Here is a 16150-nt window from a genome sequence, read left to right on the forward strand (position 1 = left end):
CCGCTTCAGGCGGGGGTGGGAACGCTGAGCTGGTCGATGGCGGCGAGCGCGGCGGCGCGGCCTGCCCGGTTGGCGCCAAGCGTGGAGGCGGACGCACCATAGCCCACCAGCAGCAGCCGGGGCTCGCGGGCCACCTTGACACCGTCCATGACAATGCCGCCGCCGGGTTCGCGCAGCTTCAGCGGGGACAGGTGGTCCAGCGCCGCCCGGAAGCCGGTGGCCCACAGGATGGTGTCGGCGGCGAACCGGGTGCCGTCCTCAAAAAACGCCGCATCCGGCGCCAGGCGGCGCAGGGGTCCGCGGGTCACCAGGGTCCCGGCGGCGATCCCGTTTTGGTACTTCGGTGTCAATGGCAGTCCCGTCACCCCGACCACGCTGAGCGGCGGGAGTCCGGCGGCCGTGCGCTCGTTGACGCGTCGTTCCACCTCACGCCCCCAGTCCGGGTTGAACTCGCGGGTGGTGAACGCCGGCGGACGGCGCGTGGACCAGGCGGTTTCCACGCCTTCCGCCGAGAGCTGCAGCAGAAACTGCACGGCAGAGGTGCCCGCGCCCACCACCAGCACGCGGCGGCCCGCGAAGTCCGATGCCGCCTGGAAGTCGTGGGTGTGCAGCTGGCGGCCGGTGAAGGTTTCCAGGCCCGGATAATGCGGCCAGTGCGGCTTGTCCCACGTGCCGGTGGCGTTGATGATCAGGCGGGATGCATAGTCTCCGCGGTCGGTCTCCACCGTCAGGGGCGAGCCGGGCACGGGGCCGGGCGCGCCGTCGTCGTTCAATTCCTGGGGACGGACTGCCCGGACGTTGACGGGCCGGTGGATGGGCAGCCCGAAGGCCTCTTCGTAGCGGCCGTAGTAGCGTTCGACGACGGCCGAGGCCGGTTCGCCCGTGTCTGCGGGCCCCATTTTCATGCCGGGGAGGTCGTGGATCGCGTGTGCGGCGCCCAGGGTCAGGGAGGGCCAGCGGTGCCGCCAGGCCCCGCCGGGGCCGCTGTTGGCGTCCAGCACCACGAAGTCGCGTTCGGGGATGAGCCCGTGCCGGGCCAGGTAGTACGCCGCGGAAAGGCCCGCCTGCCCGGCCCCAATGATCACCACGTCCAGCATGATTTCCTTCCGAAGTCCGATACCTGTGGAACGGGTGGTTCCGGACCCCTATTCCAAACGTGAGGGAGCACACTGCCGGCGGCCCGGGTGCGAAGGCGCCGCATCCGCCGCCCAGACTGCAGCGGCTCCGGCGGCCTAGGCCACACGGTCCGGCACGGCAAAGGTGGTGCCCAGGACCAGGCGCGACGCCGGGAACACGGCGGCCAGCCGGGCCGGGACGTCGGTGAGCTGGAAAAGTTCGACGGCGGCGCTGAACGCCGGTGCCCCGGCCGCGATAAGAATCGCCGTGCGCCGGCTTTTGACGCTGGTGGGCAAGGGCATGTCCTCGAGTCTAGGGGCCCGGGCCGCCTGGGTTTTGGCGGGCGGCGTTCTCTACCTGAGGTGGTGGACCTGCGCAGCCTGCGCCCGCTGGACCGGGAAACGGTCTGCGCCTCCGTCCGCAAGACCAGCAGGGCCGTGGTCCTCGACGACGACTGGCTCAGTCATGGCGTCGGCGCGGAAATCTCCGCCACGCTCATGGAGGGATTCTTCGACTACCTGGACGCGCCGGTCCGCCGCGTGGCCGCAGCGGAAGTACCGCTGCCCTACGCCAAACCCCTGGAACTCGCGGCCCTGCCGAATGCGAACGACCTGATCAGGGTCATCCGCGAACTCCTGGACGCCACCCGTTTCAGGCCGCAAGCAGCAGGCGCCATTGCCACCGATGTTCGATAGGAGGATTCCATGCCAGAAGTAGTCATGCCCAGGCTTTCCGACACGATGGCGGAAGGCGTGCTCAGCCGTTGGCTCAAAAAGGAGGGGGACGCGGTCCGGCACGGGGACGTGATCGGCGAAATCGACACCGACAAGGCCACAATGGAGTTGGAAAGCTTCGACGACGGAATCTTGGAGAAACTGCTGGTCCCGGAAGGCACCACAGTGGCGATCGGCCAGCCCCCGGCAGTCATAGGCGACGGCAGCGGCCGCCCGCAACCAGCGGCTCCCGCCCCGGCCGGTCGCACCGTGAAGGGCAGGCCCCTCCGAGCGGCCAGGACACACAGCCGGCCCAGCCGCCGTCGCCCGCCCCGGACCCGGTGGAGGTCCCGCTGACGCAGATGCGCAAGGTGACGGCGCGCCGGCTCACCGAAAGCGCTGCCGCGCCGCACTTCTACCTGACCTGCGGTGGCCTTGGACGATGGCCTGATTGTCCCGGTGGTCACCGACCCCGATGCCAAGAGCCTGGACCGGATTGACACAGAAACGCGGTCACTGGCGGAAAAGGCTGGAGGACCCACTGCGGATTGTCATCTGAACCGTGGCGCCATGGAACTGCCGGACACCCGTTCCCGGCGAGGGCCGCCAGTGCTAGGCTGGCGCCGTGAGGCCGCTGCGGTATTCCATTAATGTCACCTTGGACGGTTGCTGTGACCACCGTGCGGGGATCCCAGACGAAGAGCTGCACCGCCATGCAGCGGAAAGCATCGCCCGGGCCGATGCACTGCTCTTTGGCCGCGTCACCTATCAAATGATGGAGGACGCCTGGCGGGCACCTTGGCGGCCGGGGACCATGCCCGAGTGGATGGAATCCTTCGCCCGGACCATCGACACAGCGAAAAAGTACGTCGTCTCCAGCAGCCTCGACCGGGTCGACTGGAACGCCGAGCTCGTCCGCGGGGACCTGGAAACATCCGTTCGGGAGCTGAAGCAGGAGTCCGGCAACGGGTTGTTCACGGGAGGCGTGCACCTGCCCATGGCGCTGGCGGAGCTGGGATTGATCGACGAGTATGAGTTCGTGGTGCATCCCAGGCTCGTTGGCCACGGGCCCAGCTTGTTCGCGGGGCTGTCCAAGCCCCTGGACTTGGAACTGGTGGACCGGCTGGAGTACGGCTCAGGCGCAGTGGCCATGCGCTATGAGCCGAGACGGTAGCCGCTTGCAGTCAACGCGCGTGCAGCCCCTTGCCCGGCCCGGTGCTGGCGGATATCGTGTCCGCCATGACTTTCGCGAATGTGGGGACACTGGGCGCTGTTGCGGGTGGGCGCGACGAGCTGGTCTCCCTCCTGACCACCCCCAGTGACACGCGTCAGGCGATCGGATGCCTCGCCTACGAGGTGGGAGTGAATGGTTCTCCGCTGCGGGATTGATTCGATGTGCGCCCGGCCGCGGCTGGCGTAGGATCGCAGCATGGGTACCGTTGGCACATATCTGAGCACCATCGAAGACGCCGATCGCGCCGCACTTGAACGCGTCTACGCGATCGCAAGCGAAATTGTGCCAGAGGCCGAGGAGGGCACCAGCTACGCCATGGCGGCACTGCTCTACCGTGGCAAGGGGCTCATTGCCGTCGTCCAGGCAAGGAAGTTCCTGTCGATCTACCCCTTTAGCGGCGCCGTTATTGCCGCCAATTCCGAGGTGTTGGCCGGCTTCGAAACGACCACCGGCAGCATCCACTTTTCCGCGGAACATCAACTGCCCGACGCCGCCCTGCGCCGCATCGTCGAGGCGCGGCGCGCCGAGATTGACGCAAAGAGCCGCTAGGAAACCGAGGCCTTGACGAGTTCGGCAATCTTCTGCTCCACGGTCGGGCTCCACGTTTGAAGCGCATACGACACCGGCCAGATCTCACCGTCGTCGAGGCGTGCGGCTTCCTGGAACTCGATGGTCGAATACCGGGTGTTGAATTTGCCCGCGTTCTTGAAACAAAAAACAACCTTGCCGTCCGCAGTCGCATAGGCCGGCATCCCGTACCAGGTCTTCGGCAAGAGCCCCGGTGCATTCGCCGTGGCAACGACGTGCACCCGCTCGGCGATCAGACGATCCTCCGGTGTCATCTTTGCGATGCTCTCGAGGACGGCCTGCAGGCCATCGGCCTTCTTGGCACCCTGCTTTCCTTCGGCGCGCAATTCCGCGGCGCGCTGCTTGATTGCGGCGTGCTCCGCCGGAGAAAAGCCAGTGGATTCGGATGTTGCGTTCGTGATTGGCATTTTCGTTCTCCCCTTTGAGGTTCGCGGTGCTGGTGGCCGCCTTCCAGGAACAGGCTATGCCCGCACCGCACCGCGGCGCTTCTTCATTCCTGCTCGGCACCGTCAGGTCCGTTGCAGCGTTGCTCCGTCATTGGGAGCGTGGAACGCCAAACGTGACGATGGACTGCAGACCCGTTCGTAGCTTTTCCAGGACGTACCGCTCGTGCGGAACAAGCGCCCCGGGAAGGTCGTCAAGATCAAACCACGCCAAAGCTGCCGATTTGTCCGGTTCCATGATCCGAGGCTCGCCGAACAGGCCTCACAGCTGAAGAAGAAATCAACGCGTGCTTCCGCGGGACGGTGCATCGTGGTGAGCGCAAGCAGGTCTTTGGCGGCAATACCGACGCCGATTTCTTCCCGGGCCTCACGGCGGGCTGCTTCGGCAACCGATTCATTGGCCTCAACGTGGCCGCCGGCGGCGGAAACCCACGCGGATCGGTATCCCGGGCAACGGGCGTCGCCAAATCCATGCCAAACACCCCATCACACCCTAGTACAAATATTCGATATCCAAGCATGGCACCGCGGCCGTTGTGCTTGGATGGAGGCATGCCCACCCTCATCGTGCTGCGCGGAAACTCCGGCTCCGGCAAGAGCACGGTGGCGCGCGTGCTGCAAAGGGAACTGGGTGCGGTGTGGATCGAACAGGACTACTTCCGCCGGGGCATACTGGGTGAAGTCGGCAACTACTCCCCGCTGAGTGTGGAGCTCATTGAACATGCGGCGGCGCTGGCCCTGGCGCATGGTCGGGATGTGGTCATGGACGGCATGTTTAACGCCTCAAAGTACAGCGCGTCATTCCGCCGCCTGCGGGACGGGCATGCCGGCCTCAGCCTGTTCTACGCCTGGGACCTCACGCTGGAGGAGACCCTGCGCCGCCACCAGACCCGGCCACACAAGCTGGCCGACTTTGGCGAAAAGCAGATGCGCGGCTGGTACCACGGTTGGGACGCACTGCAAGGGATCGAGGAGCGCCGGATCACCGCGGAGGTAACGGTGGAGGAAACGGTCAGGGGCATCGTGGCGGACGTCCAAAACCGGTAGGCGGCCCAGGTACCCGCGCAGACACCACGCTGGCGGCCGGCCCAGCCAGCCGGACCGCCTCAGCGGGACAGCGTCAGGCGGTCAGGCCCAGCCTGCTCATGCGCTTCGAGTGCCCGCGGGTCACCTGCGCCAGGATCGTCGCAACTTCCGAGGCCGCCTCCTCCTGGGTCCCGTCGGGGCTGAGGCCCACCAGAAAGCTGTGCCGCGCGCCGATCCGCTGGACCTGGGTCAGGGCCTCCCCCACCAGCCGTCGCCCCCACAATGCCAACCGGGAGGACAACCGGGGATCCTCGGCAAGCATTTTCCGCAACAGGCCCTCCAAAAGTGCGCTCTGTTCGGGACTGGTGCGCACCCTGGCAATGATTCCGCGTGTTTCACCGTCCAGGCGCACGGCAATGGCCGCGTAGAAATCCTCGGTGATGGCATCCACCACGTACGCCTTCATGAGGGACTCGTGCCAGTCGCCGGGCCGCGTGCGCTCGTGGAACGCATCCACCATGCGCTGGAACGGCAGCATGGCCAATTCCGGGTCCATCCCCATGGCCAGCAGCCTTCCGCACACCATCTCGTAGTGCCCAAACTCGGCCACGGCCATCTTGCCCAGGACTGCGCGGTCATTGAGCGTCGGCGAGTATCGGGCGTCGGAGGACAGCCGCTCAAATCCGGAAAGTTCCCCGTAGGCAATGCCGCCGAGCAGGTCCACCACAAATTTGTCATAGCGGGCGCTGAGCTCCCCGGCGGAGATGGGCTCTTCGGCTGCGGCAGGCGGAGTACTCATAGGCTCCAGCGTAGCCCGTGCCGTGCCACCCTTGCGTGACGGGGCGAATCGTTTACGCTGATTGCGTGCCTTACTCTTTCATTGGCGTCAAAAGCAGCGCCGCGCAGCAGACACTGGCCGAGGCGCTGGCGGCGCTCGCGGTGGAATTCAAGCTGCCGGACGGCTTTGGCCCGGAGGTGCTGGCCGAGGTGGAGAAGGTCATTGCCGGGCACGCGCTCCCCGAGTTGGACCTGACCGCCATGCCGTTCATCACGATCGACCCGCCGTCCTCGCAAGACCTGGACCAGGCCATGTTCCTGGAACGCAAGGGAGAGGGCTACCTGGTCCATTACGCCATCGCCGACGTGCCTTCCTTTGTCCCCGCCGGCGGACCCCTCGACACGGAAACCCGGCGCCGCGGCCAGACCTTCTACACGCCCGGCAACCGCATACCGCTCCACCCGGTCCCGCTCAGCGAGGGTGCCGCCAGCCTTTTTGCCAACGATCCGCGCTCGGCCTTCGTGTGGGAGATCGGGCTTGCCGCGGACGGCTCGCAGACCTCGGCGCGGGTCCGCCGGGCCACCGTCCGGAGCGTCGCCAAGCTCGCCTACGCCCAGGCCCAGGACATGCTCGACGCCGGAACCGCGCCGGCCGCCTATGCCGGCACCTTGGCGCTGTTGAAGGAGATCGGGACGAAGCGGATCGAGCTGGAACGCGCCCGCGGCGGTGCCAGCCTGAACGTGCCGGCGCAGGAAGTGGAATTCGTGGACGGGCGCTACGTCCTCCAGTTCCGTCCCGCCCTGCCCATTGAAGACTGGAACGCCCAGATTTCGCTGCTGACCGGCATGGCCGCCGCGCAGGTGATGTTGGACGGCAAGGTGGGCATCCTGCGCACCATGCCCGCCCCGGACGCCGACGCCGTCGCCGCCTACCGGCTGCAGACAGTGGCGCTGGGCAAGCCCTGGGACGAAGGCACGGCCTACGGGGCCTACCTGCGGACCCTGGACACCACGGACCCAAAGCAGCTGGCCCTGATGCACGCCGCCTCCACGCTGTTCCGCGGAGCGGACTACACCCCGTTTAACGGCACAGTGCCTCAAAAAGTGACCCAGGCCGCAGTCGCCGCCCCCTACGCCCACGCCACCGCGCCGCTGCGCCGGCTGGTGGACCGGTTCGTCCTGGCCATCTGCGCGTCACTGTGCTCAGGGGCCGAGGTTCCGCAGTGGGCGGTCCAGGCCCTGGACGAGCTGCCCGAGATCATGTCAGCCTCCAACCAGTTGGCCAGCAAGGTGGACAAGGCCGCGATCGACACGGTGGAGGCAGCGCTGCTGAGCCACCGCGTCGGAACCGAATTTGACGCCGTCGTCCTTGCCGGGCCGCGGCAGAACGGCCACACCACCAAGGCCAGCGCTGCCCGCAGCACCATCCAAATCGCCGAGCCGGCAATCACCGGATACTGCGACGGGGCCCTGGAACCAGGCACCGTGGTGCGGGTGCGGCTCGTGACAGCGGACATCGCCACGCGCACCGTCCAGTTTGTCCCGGCCGACGCTGCGCGAACGGACACTTAACGCCGGTGCCTGGCGCCAACACCGCCATTCCTTGGGCCTGTGCCCGCGGCCGCGGGGGACCCGCTACGGGCTTGCGAGCAGCAGGAGCGGCCGGGGAGCGAAGCCCCGGATCGCGACATACTCGATCACCGGCGGGCGTGACCGGCTAGACTGTCAAGGTAGACATGGATGCCCGGTCGTTGATGAATGTATTTGATTCAACAAACCCGCCCCTACGCGAGTCTTTTTTATGGTCCGCCCCGCCCGCCGCTCTGGCGGAGGGAGGCCACGTTTTTGCAAGCCCGCGATCGGCTTCCCTCAAGATTGTGCGCGCCCGCCAGGTTCCGTTCGGCCATGAAACGCCGGCGTCGAGCCCACGTAAGGGCACGCACCCGTATAGACGAATTGAATGGTAAGCATTTGAGCATTGAAGCAGATTCCCTCCTGCAGGCGGAAGACAGCAGCGAGAAGGTCGAAATTGACGGCAGCCTGGTCAGCAACGAGCCTCCCCGCCAGGAAGAAAAGGCAACGTTTGCCAGCTTCGGCGTGAACGCGGACATCGTCCTCTCGCTGAACGAGGCCGGCATCACCCACCCGTTCCCCATTCAGGCCATGACGCTGCCCATCGCGCTGGGCGGCCACGACATCATCGGCCAGGCCAAGACCGGCACGGGCAAGACCCTCGGCTTCGGCATCCCCGCCCTGCAGCGCGTGGTGGGCCCCAAGGACGACGGCTTCGAGAAGCTGCCCGTCCCGGGCGCCCCGCAGGCCATGGTGATCGTGCCGACCCGCGAACTGGCCGTCCAGGTCGCCGGCGACCTCACCACGGCATCCAAGCACCTCGGCGTGCGCATCGCCACCATCTACGGCGGTCGCGCCTACGAGCCCCAGATTGAATCCCTGCAGAAGGGCGTCGAAGTGGTGGTGGGCACGCCCGGCCGCCTGATCGACCTGCTGCGCCAGCGCCACCTGAACCTGAAGAACGTCAAGATCGTCATCCTGGACGAGGCCGACGAGATGCTGGACCTGGGCTTCCTGCCGGACGTCGAAACTTTGATTGCCGGCACCCCGGCCGTCCGCCAGACAATGTTGTTCTCCGCCACCATGCCCGGCCCCGTGGTGGCCATGGCCCGGCGCTACATGTCGCAGCCGACCCACATCCGCGCCGCCGACCCCGACGACGAGGGCCTGACCAAGCGCGACATCCGCCAGTTGATCTACCGCGCCCACAACCTGGACAAGATTGAGGTCCTGGCCCGGATCCTGCAGGCCCGTGGCCGCGGCCGGAGCATCATCTTCACGAAGACCAAGCGCACCGCCGCCAAGGTCTCCGAGGAACTGGTTGACCGCGGCTTTGCCGCCGCCGCCATCCACGGCGACCTGGGCCAGGGCGCGCGGGAACAGGCCCTGCGCGCGTTCCGCAACAACAAGGTCGATGTCCTGGTCGCCACCGACGTGGCCGCCCGCGGCATCGACGTGGACGACGTCACGCACGTGGTCAACTACCAGTGCGTCGAGGACGAAAAGATCTACCTGCACCGGGTGGGCCGTACGGGCCGCGCCGGCAACAAGGGCACGGCCGTGACGTTCGTGGACTGGGATGACATGCCCCGCTGGGCGCTGATCAACAAGGCCCTGGGCCTGAGCGTGCCCGAACCCGTTGAGACCTATTCCTCCTCCCCGCACCTGTACACGGACCTGGACATTCCCGAGGGCACCAAGGGCCGCCTTCCGCGCAACCAGCGCATCCACGCCGGCATCAACGCCGAGGTCCTGGAAGACCTGGGCGAGACGGGCAAACGCAATGCCCCGAAGTCCGACGGCCGCGAAGGCGGGCACGGCGGCCGCGGGGGAACCCGCGGGGGCAACCGCTCCGGCGCGCACCACGGCGAGAAGCGCACCGGCGAGGGGAATGACGGCGGGCGGAGCCGGCGTCGCACCTCCTCCGGTGAGCGCAGCGAAGCCGCGGACAACGGTCCCCTGGAGACTGCGGGCGACGCCGCCCCGGCACGCCCGCGCCGCACGCGCACGCGCCGGCGCAACGGCGAAGTTGTTGGCCAGCCCGAATCCTCGGGCGAGTAGCAGCGGACCCCGCATGACGACGACCGCGTGGCGGCCGGACGGGCCGGGGCCGAACCTGGTGGTCCATGCGGACAATTCCGAGTTCCTGCCCACGCTGCCGGACGGCTCCTTCACCTTGATTTACGTGGACCCGCCCTTCAACACGGGGCGGGTGCAGAGCCGCCGGCAGACCACCATGGTGCGCAATTCCGATGGCGGCGGCGACCGCGTGGGCTTTGGCGGGCGCAGCTACGACACGATCAAGGGCACGCTGCACAGCTATGACGATGCCTTCACGGACTACTGGCAGTTCCTGGAACCGCGGCTGCTGGAGGCCTGGCGGCTGCTGGCCGACGACGGCACCCTGTACCTGCATCTGGACTACCGCGAGGTCCACTACGCCAAGGTCATGCTGGATGCGATCTTCGGCCGGGAGTGTTTCCTGAACGAGATCATCTGGGCCTATGACTACGGTGCGCGTGCCAAGAACCGCTGGCCCACCAAGCACGACAACATCCTCGTGTATGTGAAGGACCCGAAGAAGTACCACTTCGACAACGCCGAGGTGGACCGCGAACCATACATGGCGCCGGGCCTGGTCACGCCGGAAAAGCGCGCCCTGGGGAAGCTGCCCACGGACGTGTGGTGGCACACGATTGTCTCGCCCACGGGCAAGGAAAAGACCGGCTACCCCACGCAGAAGCCCGAAGGCGTGCTGCGCAGGGCCGTGGCCGCATCCTCCCGCGAAGGCGACTGGGTGCTGGACTTCTTTGCCGGCTCCGGCACCCTGGGCGCCGTGGCGGCGAAGCTGGGGCGCCGCTTTGTGTGCGTGGACGCAAACCCGCAGGCCATCCAGGTCATGGCGGCCAGGCTCGGGCACGTCGCCGCGGTGGTCGGTCCTGACCTGTCATGCGCAGCCGACGACGCGGGCACCGCGCAGGACGGTGTCGTCCGCGCCGCCGACCCGGAGCACTGCGCAGAAGAGGTCATCCAGCCGGGCCAGCCCACGCTGTTTGAACCCTAGGGCAGGTACGGCCGGGACCCGGTCCCGGCCGCAATGATGCGCTCGAGCATCTCCGGCGCCGTGGTGTTCTCCCCGAGCAGGTTCGGTTTCCCTGCGCCGTGGTAGTCGGAGGATCCCGTCACCAGCAGCCCCTCCCGGAGGGCGAGCTCCCGCAGCCAGATGCGGTTTTCCGGCGGGTTGTCCCGGTGGTCGACCTCCAGGCCCAGAAGCCCGGCGTCGATCATGTCATGGAAGATTTCCGGCGCCACCACCCGGCCCCGTGCGGACGCCATGGGGTGGGCAAACACGGGAACCCCTCCGGCGGCGCGCACCAACTCCACCGCAAGCACGGGGTCCGGGGCGTAGTGGCTGACAAAGTAGCGCGAATGCGAGGTGAGGATGCTCGTGAAGGCCTCGTTGCGGTCCGAGACGATCCCGGCGGCGACCAGGGCGTCGGCGATGTGCGGCCGGCCCACCGTGGCTCCAGGGGCAACGTGGGCGCTGACGTCGTCCCAGTTCAGCGGGTAGTCCTCGGCCAGGCGTTCCACCATGCGTTCGGCGCGGACCAGGCGCGCGTCCTTGGCCTTGGTGATCTCCTCCAGCAGGCCAGGATGTGCCGGATCGTGCAGGTAGCACAGCAGGTGGACGCTGATCCCCCGCGAAGTCTTGCAGGAGATCTCCATGCCCGGCACCAGGCCAACGCCCTGCTGGCGGGCCGCCGCGAGGCCCTGCGCCCAGCCGTCGGTGGAATCGTGGTCCGTCAGTGCCAGGACGTCCAGCCGCGCCGCGGCCGCGGCGGCCACCAGTTCGGCGGGGGCCTGGGTGCCGTCGGAAACATTGGAATGCGCATGCAGATCGATCCTCACCCCCCAAGACTACGTCCCGGGCGCGCCATGCGCCTTTGCCGCGCGCAGGGCGCGGCCGTCGTCTTTGTCCGGGCGCGGCGCCGGTGAGAGACTGGGGGGATGAACCAGACGGAACAGTCCACCCAGCATCCCGAAACCATCCAGCAGCCGCTCGAGGAGCGCGTGAACAACCGTTCGCACCGCCCCGATTCGGACGCCTTCCGCGCCTTCATGGCCTCCAACTGGGCCCCCGCGCCCACGGAGCTGCCCGCCCGGGCCGAGGTGGCGGACCACGCAGCGCGCCGCCGTCGTGCCGTTTCCGAGCAATTCAAGGGTGAGCGCCTGGTGATCCCGGCCGGTGCCCTGAAGGTGCGCTCCAACGACTGCGACTACCGCTTCCGCCCGCACTCCGCCTTTGCCCACCTGACCGGCTTGGGCGTGGACCACGAGCCCGACGCCGTGCTGGTCCTGGAGCCCGTCGCCGACGGCGAGGGGGACGACGGCGGCCACCACCACGCGTCGCTGTACTTCCGCCCGCTGGCCGGCCGGGACACGAAGCAGTTCTATGCCGACTCCCGCAGCGGCGAGTTCTGGATCGGCCCGCGGCCCACGCTCGCCGAATTCAAGGCGCTGCTGGGCCTGGACACCGTGGACATCTCCGAGCTGGAGGTGGGCATCACCAAGAACGTGGGCGAGCCCTCCGTGGGCGGCATCTCGGTGCGTCTCGTGCGCAAGGTCGATGAGAACATCGACGCCCTCGTGGACACGGCGCGCTACAACACCGCCGTCGACCCCGAGTCGCTGGACCTCAGCATGCTGGACGCCCTGGATGAGAAGCTGGCCGAGGCCCTGTCCGAGCTGCGCCTGCTCAAGGACGCGTGGGAGATCGAGCAGATGAAGATCGCCATCGCCGCGACCGCCGCCGGCTTTGAGGAGATCATCACGTCCCTGCCCCGCGCCGTCACGCACCGCCGCGGCGAGCGCGTGGTGGAGGGTGCGTTCTTCGCCCGTGCCCGCGAGGAAGGCAACGAGCTTGGCTACGACACCATCGCGGCCGGCGGCAACAACGCCACCATCCTGCACTGGACCCACAACACCGGCACGGTGAACGAGGGGGAGCTGCTGCTGGTGGACGCGGGCGTGGAGACGGATTCCCTTTACACGGCTGACATCACCCGCACCATCCCTGTCAACGGCAAGTACTCGGAGGTCCAGCGGAAGATCTACCAGGCCGTCCTGGACGCGGCCGACGCCGCTTTCGCCGTGGCACGGCCGGGACGGAAGTTCCGCGACGTCCACAACGCCGCCATGGAGGTATTGGCCGCCCGCCTGGAGGAGTGGGGCCTGCTGCCCGTCGCCGCGGCGGTGGCGCTCTCCGCCGAGGGCCAGCAGCACCGCCGCTGGATGCCGCACGGGACCAGCCACCACCTGGGCCTTGACGTGCACGACTGCGCGCAGGCCCGCGCCGAGCTCTACCTGGACGGCACCATCACTGAAGGCATGGTCTTCACCATTGAGCCCGGCCTGTACTTCAAGGACGAGGACCTGGCCATACCGGACGAGTACCGCGGCACCGGCGTGCGGATCGAGGACGACATCCTCATCACCGCCGATGGTCCCGTCAACCTGAGCGCGGCACTCCCCCGCACCCCGGACGACGTCGAAGCCTGGATGGCCCGCCTAGGCGCCTAGCCCCTCCCGACTGTGTTGCACTTGTTGGACGGATTTCCCCGAATTTCGGTGATTTTCGTCCAACGAGTGCACCACAGTTGGTTAAGCCCGACGACGGGACCCGGCTAGCCATCGATCAGCGCCTTGAGCGCCGCCACATGCGCCGCGTAGGCGCCCCTTCCTGCGGGCGTCAGCAGGCGGGGAAGGGCGTCGAACGTCAGGGAACGCAAACTGCCCCGCAATAGATGCCGAAAAGCGGGCCGAAGCGACACTTTTTCGACATCTATTGCGGGGCAGTTGCGCGGGATCAGTGCTCCCGGGCTTCGCCCTCGGTCTGCTCCTGCGCGGGCGCCTGTTGCGGCGGGGTGTCGACGCGGATGCCGTACTGCGGACGGCCGTCGGGAAGGTCGGGGAACTGGCCGCGGCGCGGTCCGCTCAGGGGCGCCTGGCCGGGACGGTCGTGGCTTTCCTCGACCTGCGGCGCCTCGGCGGCGGGCTGCTGGGGAGCCCCGTAGGGATCGTGCCACCCTTCGGGACGGGCCGGCGGCTGCTGCCCGGAAGTGGGCGGCTGCACCGGCGGACGGTACCCCTGGAAACCCTGGTTTTGGCCCTGCATCGGGCGGGGTGCGGTTGAGTTCATGGGCAGCTGGGCGAGCAGGCGGCGTGCGTCCATGGCCACATCCGGGGTGACAATGACGTCGTAGTTGCTCGCGAGGACCTGATTGGTGGACGTGAAATCGCGCTTGCCGCGCTGGGCCGCGTAGCCGATGATGGCGAACAACATCCAGAAGGCCGCACCCATCAGCACGGCGGTCATGACGTTCAGGTACGGACCGCCGGCCTGGCTGTTGCCGTCAAAGAAGGAAAGCATGACGCCGATGAACAGGCCGAACCAGGCGCCGGTCATGGCGCCGGAGAGCGCCACGCGCGGGTAGCTGAGCTTTCCGGTCACACGCTCAACCATCTTCAGCTCGTTGCCCACAATGGAGACGTGCTGGACCGGGAACTTCTCGTCCGCCAGGTAGTCGACCGCCTTTTGGGCGTCCAAATACGAGGTGTAGGAACCGACAGTCTCCCCGGTGGGAACGATGCGGGCCTCATCCATTGGTCTTGTACGTCCAAAGAGGTTTGCCATGCCCCCATTCTTCACCATGTTCCTGCACATTGGCTGGAGTATCGCTGGCAGTGAAATGCACCCCCGCCGCACGGCGCCCCTTTCGTTACGTCAATCCCGGGCTTGGGAAGTAGCCTGTAGGTGTGAGCACACAACCCACGCGCATCTTTGTGGCGCGCCTCCTCGGACTGGACGTCTTTGACCCGTTGGGCGACCGTCTGGGCAAATTGCGGGACGTGGTTGTCCTGGGGCGGGGGCAGCCGCACACGGCCCCGCACGCCGTCGGCATCGTCGTTGAAGTGCCGGGCAAAAAACGTGTGTTCGTACCCATGACCCGCCTGACGTCCATGGACCAGTCGCAGATCATTTGCACCGGGCTGGTCAACCTGCGCCGCTTTGAACAGCGCGGCGCCGAACAACTGGTGGTGGGCGGCATCTTCGACCGGAAGGTGACCCTGGTCGATGGCAGCGGCGACGCCGTCATCGAGGACATTGCCATGGACCAGCAGCGCAACGGCGACTGGCTGGTCACGAAGATTTTTGTGCGCCGCGGCGGCTCCACCTCGCGCCTGCGAGGCCTGCGGCGCGGCCACACCCTGCTCGTGGACTGGGCCGACGCCCACCCGGACGACGCGCTTGAGCCACAGGGCGCCACCCACTTCGTGGCGACCCACGAGGATCTCAAACCGGCGGACTTTGCCGACGCCCTGCAGGAAATGAGTGACAAACGCCGCGCTGAAGTGGCCAGTGAACTCCAGGATGAACGGCTCGCGGACATCATGTCCGAAATGCCGGAGGAGGACCAGGTCACCCTGCTCTCCGCCCTGGACAACGAACGCGCCGCCGACGTCCTGGAAGAAATGGACCCCGACGACGCCGCGGATCTCCTGGCCGACCTGCCCAAGGCCAAGGCCGAGGAACTTCTGCTGCTGATGGAGCCGGACGAGGCCAAGGACGTTCGGCGGCTGCTCCAATATGAGGAAGGTACGGCCGGCGCCCTCATGACGCCGGTGCCGGTGATCCTTCCCCCTGAAGCCACGGTGGCCGAGGCCCTCGCCCATGTGCGCAGCGAGGACCTCTCCCCCGCCCTCGCCTCCGCCATCTTCATCTGCCGCCCCCCGCTGGAAACCCCCACGGGCCGCTTCCTGGGCGTGGTGCACATCCAGCAGCTGTTGCGCAGCGCCCCGCCGGAGCAGCTGGGCACGCTGGTGGACAAGAACCTGGAGCCCGTTTCCGACCAGGACAACATCAGCGTGGTCAGCCACACCATGGCCTCCTACAACCTCAACTCCCTGCCGGTGGTCAGCAAGGAAGGCCGCCTCGTCGGTGCGGTCACGGTGGACGACCTGTTGGACCACCTGCTCCCCGAGGACTGGCGCACCCACGACGACGGCGCCCCAATCAGAAAGCTGGGAGGCCGCATTGGCTGAAAGACACCACGCCAAGGGCGGCGGCCTCGACACGCCGATGGAGCTCAGGTCCCGGCTCCTGCCAAACCTCGCCGGCGACCCCGACATCTTTGGCCGCTTCGCCGAACGCTTTGCCCGCTACATGGGCACGGCCAACTTCCTGCTGTACATGACCATCTTCGTGGTGGTGTGGATCGCACTGAACGTCATCGGCCTGTTCGGGCTCAAGTGGGACCCCTACCCGTTCATCCTGCTCAACCTGTTCTTCTCCACCCAGGCCTCCTACGCCGCGCCGCTGATCCTGCTCGCCCAGAACCGCCAGGACGACCGCGACCGCGTCCAGATCGAACAGGACCGCAGCCGCAACGAACGCAACCTGGCGGACACCGAATACCTGACGCGCGAAGTCGCCGCCCTGCGCATCACCCTGCGCGAAGTGGCCACGCGCGACTTTGTCCGTTCCGAACTGCGCAGCCTCCTTGAGGAACTGATGAGCATCTCGGACGACGACGCCGATCCCGGCCGGGAGCCCCGCAACCCCGCCACCCAGGCCCTCAAGACAGTCCCCGCCAAGAGCACCACGAACCCTTAAGGCCAGC

Annotated in this window: 18 protein-coding genes and 1 pseudogene; 12 read left to right on the forward strand and 7 right to left on the reverse strand. The window is 67.4% G+C overall.

Features of this window, described 5'->3' with window-relative positions:
- Positions 1 to 5 precede the first annotated feature (5 nt).
- Entirely contained in the window at positions 6 to 1097 is a 1092-nt protein-coding gene (locus tag DMB86_RS17005) for an FAD-dependent oxidoreductase (protein ID WP_113718831.1), read from the reverse strand.
- Positions 1098 to 1232: 135 nt separating this feature from the next.
- A complete protein-coding gene (locus DMB86_RS17010; protein ID WP_113718832.1) occupies positions 1233 to 1418 on the reverse strand; it encodes a DUF2809 domain-containing protein in 186 nt (61 codons plus the stop codon).
- A gap of 63 nt (positions 1419 to 1481) precedes the next feature.
- On the opposite strand from DMB86_RS17010, the gene DMB86_RS17015 reads away from it, so the two are divergent.
- The 5 genes from DMB86_RS17015 to DMB86_RS17035 all read left to right on the forward strand — a co-directional run bounded on the left by DMB86_RS17015 (position 1482) and on the right by DMB86_RS17035 (position 3612).
- Positions 1482 to 1811: a transketolase C-terminal domain-containing protein gene (locus DMB86_RS17015; protein ID WP_227878457.1), complete on the forward strand. Its 330-nt coding sequence runs from the start codon at positions 1482 to 1484 to the stop codon at positions 1809 to 1811.
- A 9-nt stretch (positions 1812 to 1820) separates the two neighbouring features.
- Entirely contained in the window at positions 1821 to 2186 is a 366-nt protein-coding gene (locus DMB86_RS21170; protein ID WP_113718833.1) for a biotin/lipoyl-containing protein, read from the forward strand.
- Between the two features lie 102 nt (positions 2187 to 2288).
- Entirely contained in the window at positions 2289 to 2480 is a 192-nt protein-coding gene (locus DMB86_RS21670; protein ID WP_418202334.1) for a hypothetical protein, read from the forward strand.
- A complete protein-coding gene (locus tag DMB86_RS17030) occupies positions 2455 to 3003 on the forward strand; it encodes a dihydrofolate reductase family protein (RefSeq protein ID WP_113718835.1) in 549 nt (182 codons plus the stop codon). The genes DMB86_RS21670 and DMB86_RS17030 overlap by 26 nt, the downstream gene beginning before the upstream one ends.
- Positions 3004 to 3258: 255 nt before the next feature.
- The gene (locus DMB86_RS17035) at positions 3259 to 3612 is read left to right on the forward strand and encodes an iron chaperone (RefSeq protein ID WP_113718836.1); all 354 of its coding nucleotides are present in this window, start codon (positions 3259 to 3261) and stop codon (positions 3610 to 3612) included.
- On the opposite strand, the gene DMB86_RS17040 is transcribed toward DMB86_RS17035, so the two are convergent.
- Both DMB86_RS17040 and DMB86_RS21675 read right to left on the reverse strand, forming a co-directional pair.
- Positions 3609 to 4058: an iron chaperone gene (locus DMB86_RS17040; protein WP_113718837.1), complete on the reverse strand. Its 450-nt coding sequence runs from the start codon at positions 4056 to 4058 to the stop codon at positions 3609 to 3611. The two genes, DMB86_RS17035 and DMB86_RS17040, sit on opposite strands and share 4 nt — an antisense overlap.
- A gap of 102 nt (positions 4059 to 4160) precedes the next feature.
- Positions 4161 to 4481, reverse strand: a pseudogene (locus tag DMB86_RS21675) (hypothetical protein); the annotation flags it as partial.
- Positions 4482 to 4646: 165 nt separating this feature from the next.
- On the opposite strand from DMB86_RS21675, the gene DMB86_RS17050 reads away from it, so the two are divergent.
- A complete protein-coding gene (locus DMB86_RS17050) occupies positions 4647 to 5141 on the forward strand; it encodes an AAA family ATPase (protein ID WP_171814535.1) in 495 nt (164 codons plus the stop codon).
- 73 nt (positions 5142 to 5214) lie between these two features.
- Here the strand turns inward: DMB86_RS17050 and DMB86_RS17055 are convergent, their stop codons facing one another.
- A complete protein-coding gene (locus DMB86_RS17055; protein WP_113718839.1) occupies positions 5215 to 5919 on the reverse strand; it encodes a ferritin-like fold-containing protein in 705 nt (234 codons plus the stop codon).
- Between the two features lie 65 nt (positions 5920 to 5984).
- Between DMB86_RS17055 and DMB86_RS17060 the strand changes: the two genes are divergently transcribed.
- The 3 genes from DMB86_RS17060 (at position 5985) to DMB86_RS17070 (ending at position 10533) form a co-directional block, all read left to right on the forward strand.
- Positions 5985 to 7469 carry an RNB domain-containing ribonuclease gene (locus tag DMB86_RS17060; RefSeq protein ID WP_113718840.1) on the forward strand — a complete coding sequence of 495 codons (1485 nt, stop codon included), beginning with the start codon at positions 5985 to 5987 and terminating at the stop codon, positions 7467 to 7469.
- Positions 7470 to 7868: 399 nt separating this feature from the next.
- A complete protein-coding gene (locus DMB86_RS17065; RefSeq protein ID WP_227878458.1) occupies positions 7869 to 9530 on the forward strand; it encodes a DEAD/DEAH box helicase in 1662 nt (553 codons plus the stop codon).
- Between the two features lie 13 nt (positions 9531 to 9543).
- Positions 9544 to 10533 carry a DNA-methyltransferase gene (locus DMB86_RS17070; RefSeq protein ID WP_113718842.1) on the forward strand — a complete coding sequence of 330 codons (990 nt, stop codon included), beginning with the start codon at positions 9544 to 9546 and terminating at the stop codon, positions 10531 to 10533.
- Here the strand turns inward: DMB86_RS17070 and DMB86_RS17075 are convergent.
- The gene (locus tag DMB86_RS17075) at positions 10530 to 11378 is read right to left on the reverse strand and encodes a PHP domain-containing protein (protein ID WP_113718843.1); all 849 of its coding nucleotides are present in this window, start codon (positions 11376 to 11378) and stop codon (positions 10530 to 10532) included. The two genes, DMB86_RS17070 and DMB86_RS17075, sit on opposite strands and share 4 nt — an antisense overlap.
- Before the next feature lie 99 nt (positions 11379 to 11477).
- On the opposite strand from DMB86_RS17075, the gene DMB86_RS17080 reads away from it, so the two are divergent.
- The gene (locus DMB86_RS17080; protein WP_113718844.1) at positions 11478 to 13049 is read left to right on the forward strand and encodes an aminopeptidase P family protein; all 1572 of its coding nucleotides are present in this window, start codon (positions 11478 to 11480) and stop codon (positions 13047 to 13049) included.
- A 286-nt stretch (positions 13050 to 13335) separates the two neighbouring features.
- On the opposite strand, the gene DMB86_RS17085 is transcribed toward DMB86_RS17080, so the two are convergent.
- A complete protein-coding gene (locus DMB86_RS17085) occupies positions 13336 to 14163 on the reverse strand; it encodes a YflT domain-containing protein (protein ID WP_113719657.1) in 828 nt (275 codons plus the stop codon).
- A gap of 122 nt (positions 14164 to 14285) precedes the next feature.
- On the opposite strand from DMB86_RS17085, the gene DMB86_RS17090 reads away from it, so the two are divergent.
- The gene (locus DMB86_RS17090; RefSeq protein ID WP_113718845.1) at positions 14286 to 15572 is read left to right on the forward strand and encodes a magnesium transporter MgtE N-terminal domain-containing protein; all 1287 of its coding nucleotides are present in this window, start codon (positions 14286 to 14288) and stop codon (positions 15570 to 15572) included.
- Positions 15565 to 16143, forward strand: coding sequence for a DUF1003 domain-containing protein (locus tag DMB86_RS17095; RefSeq protein WP_418202285.1), 579 nt, complete (start codon positions 15565 to 15567; stop codon positions 16141 to 16143). The genes DMB86_RS17090 and DMB86_RS17095 overlap by 8 nt, the downstream gene beginning before the upstream one ends.
- Positions 16144 to 16150 lie beyond the last annotated feature (7 nt).

It is taken from the genome of Arthrobacter dokdonellae, assembly GCF_003268655.1.
Lineage (GTDB): Bacteria > Actinomycetota > Actinomycetes > Actinomycetales > Micrococcaceae > Specibacter > Specibacter dokdonellae.

What these genes read in the sequence shown, in the direction of transcription:
- DMB86_RS17005 (WP_113718831.1), bottom strand. Translation starts at nt 1,097, where the DNA reads ATGCTGGACGTGGTGATCATTGGGGCCGGGCAGGCGGGCCTTTCCGCG.
- DMB86_RS17010 (WP_113718832.1), bottom strand. Translation starts at nt 1,418, where the DNA reads ATGCCCTTGCCCACCAGCGTCAAAAGCCGGCGCACGGCGATTCTTATC.
- DMB86_RS21170 (WP_113718833.1), top strand. Translation starts at nt 1,821, where the DNA reads ATGCCAGAAGTAGTCATGCCCAGGCTTTCCGACACGATGGCGGAAGGC.
- DMB86_RS17035 (WP_113718836.1), top strand. Translation starts at nt 3,259, where the DNA reads ATGGGTACCGTTGGCACATATCTGAGCACCATCGAAGACGCCGATCGC.
- DMB86_RS17040 (WP_113718837.1), bottom strand. Translation starts at nt 4,058, where the DNA reads ATGCCAATCACGAACGCAACATCCGAATCCACTGGCTTTTCTCCGGCG.
- DMB86_RS17050 (WP_171814535.1), top strand. Translation starts at nt 4,647, where the DNA reads ATGCCCACCCTCATCGTGCTGCGCGGAAACTCCGGCTCCGGCAAGAGC.
- DMB86_RS17055 (WP_113718839.1), bottom strand. Translation starts at nt 5,919, where the DNA reads ATGAGTACTCCGCCTGCCGCAGCCGAAGAGCCCATCTCCGCCGGGGAG.
- DMB86_RS17070 (WP_113718842.1), top strand. Translation starts at nt 9,544, where the DNA reads ATGACGACGACCGCGTGGCGGCCGGACGGGCCGGGGCCGAACCTGGTG.
- DMB86_RS17080 (WP_113718844.1), top strand. Translation starts at nt 11,478, where the DNA reads ATGAACCAGACGGAACAGTCCACCCAGCATCCCGAAACCATCCAGCAG.
- DMB86_RS17085 (WP_113719657.1), bottom strand. Translation starts at nt 14,163, where the DNA reads ATGGCAAACCTCTTTGGACGTACAAGACCAATGGATGAGGCCCGCATC.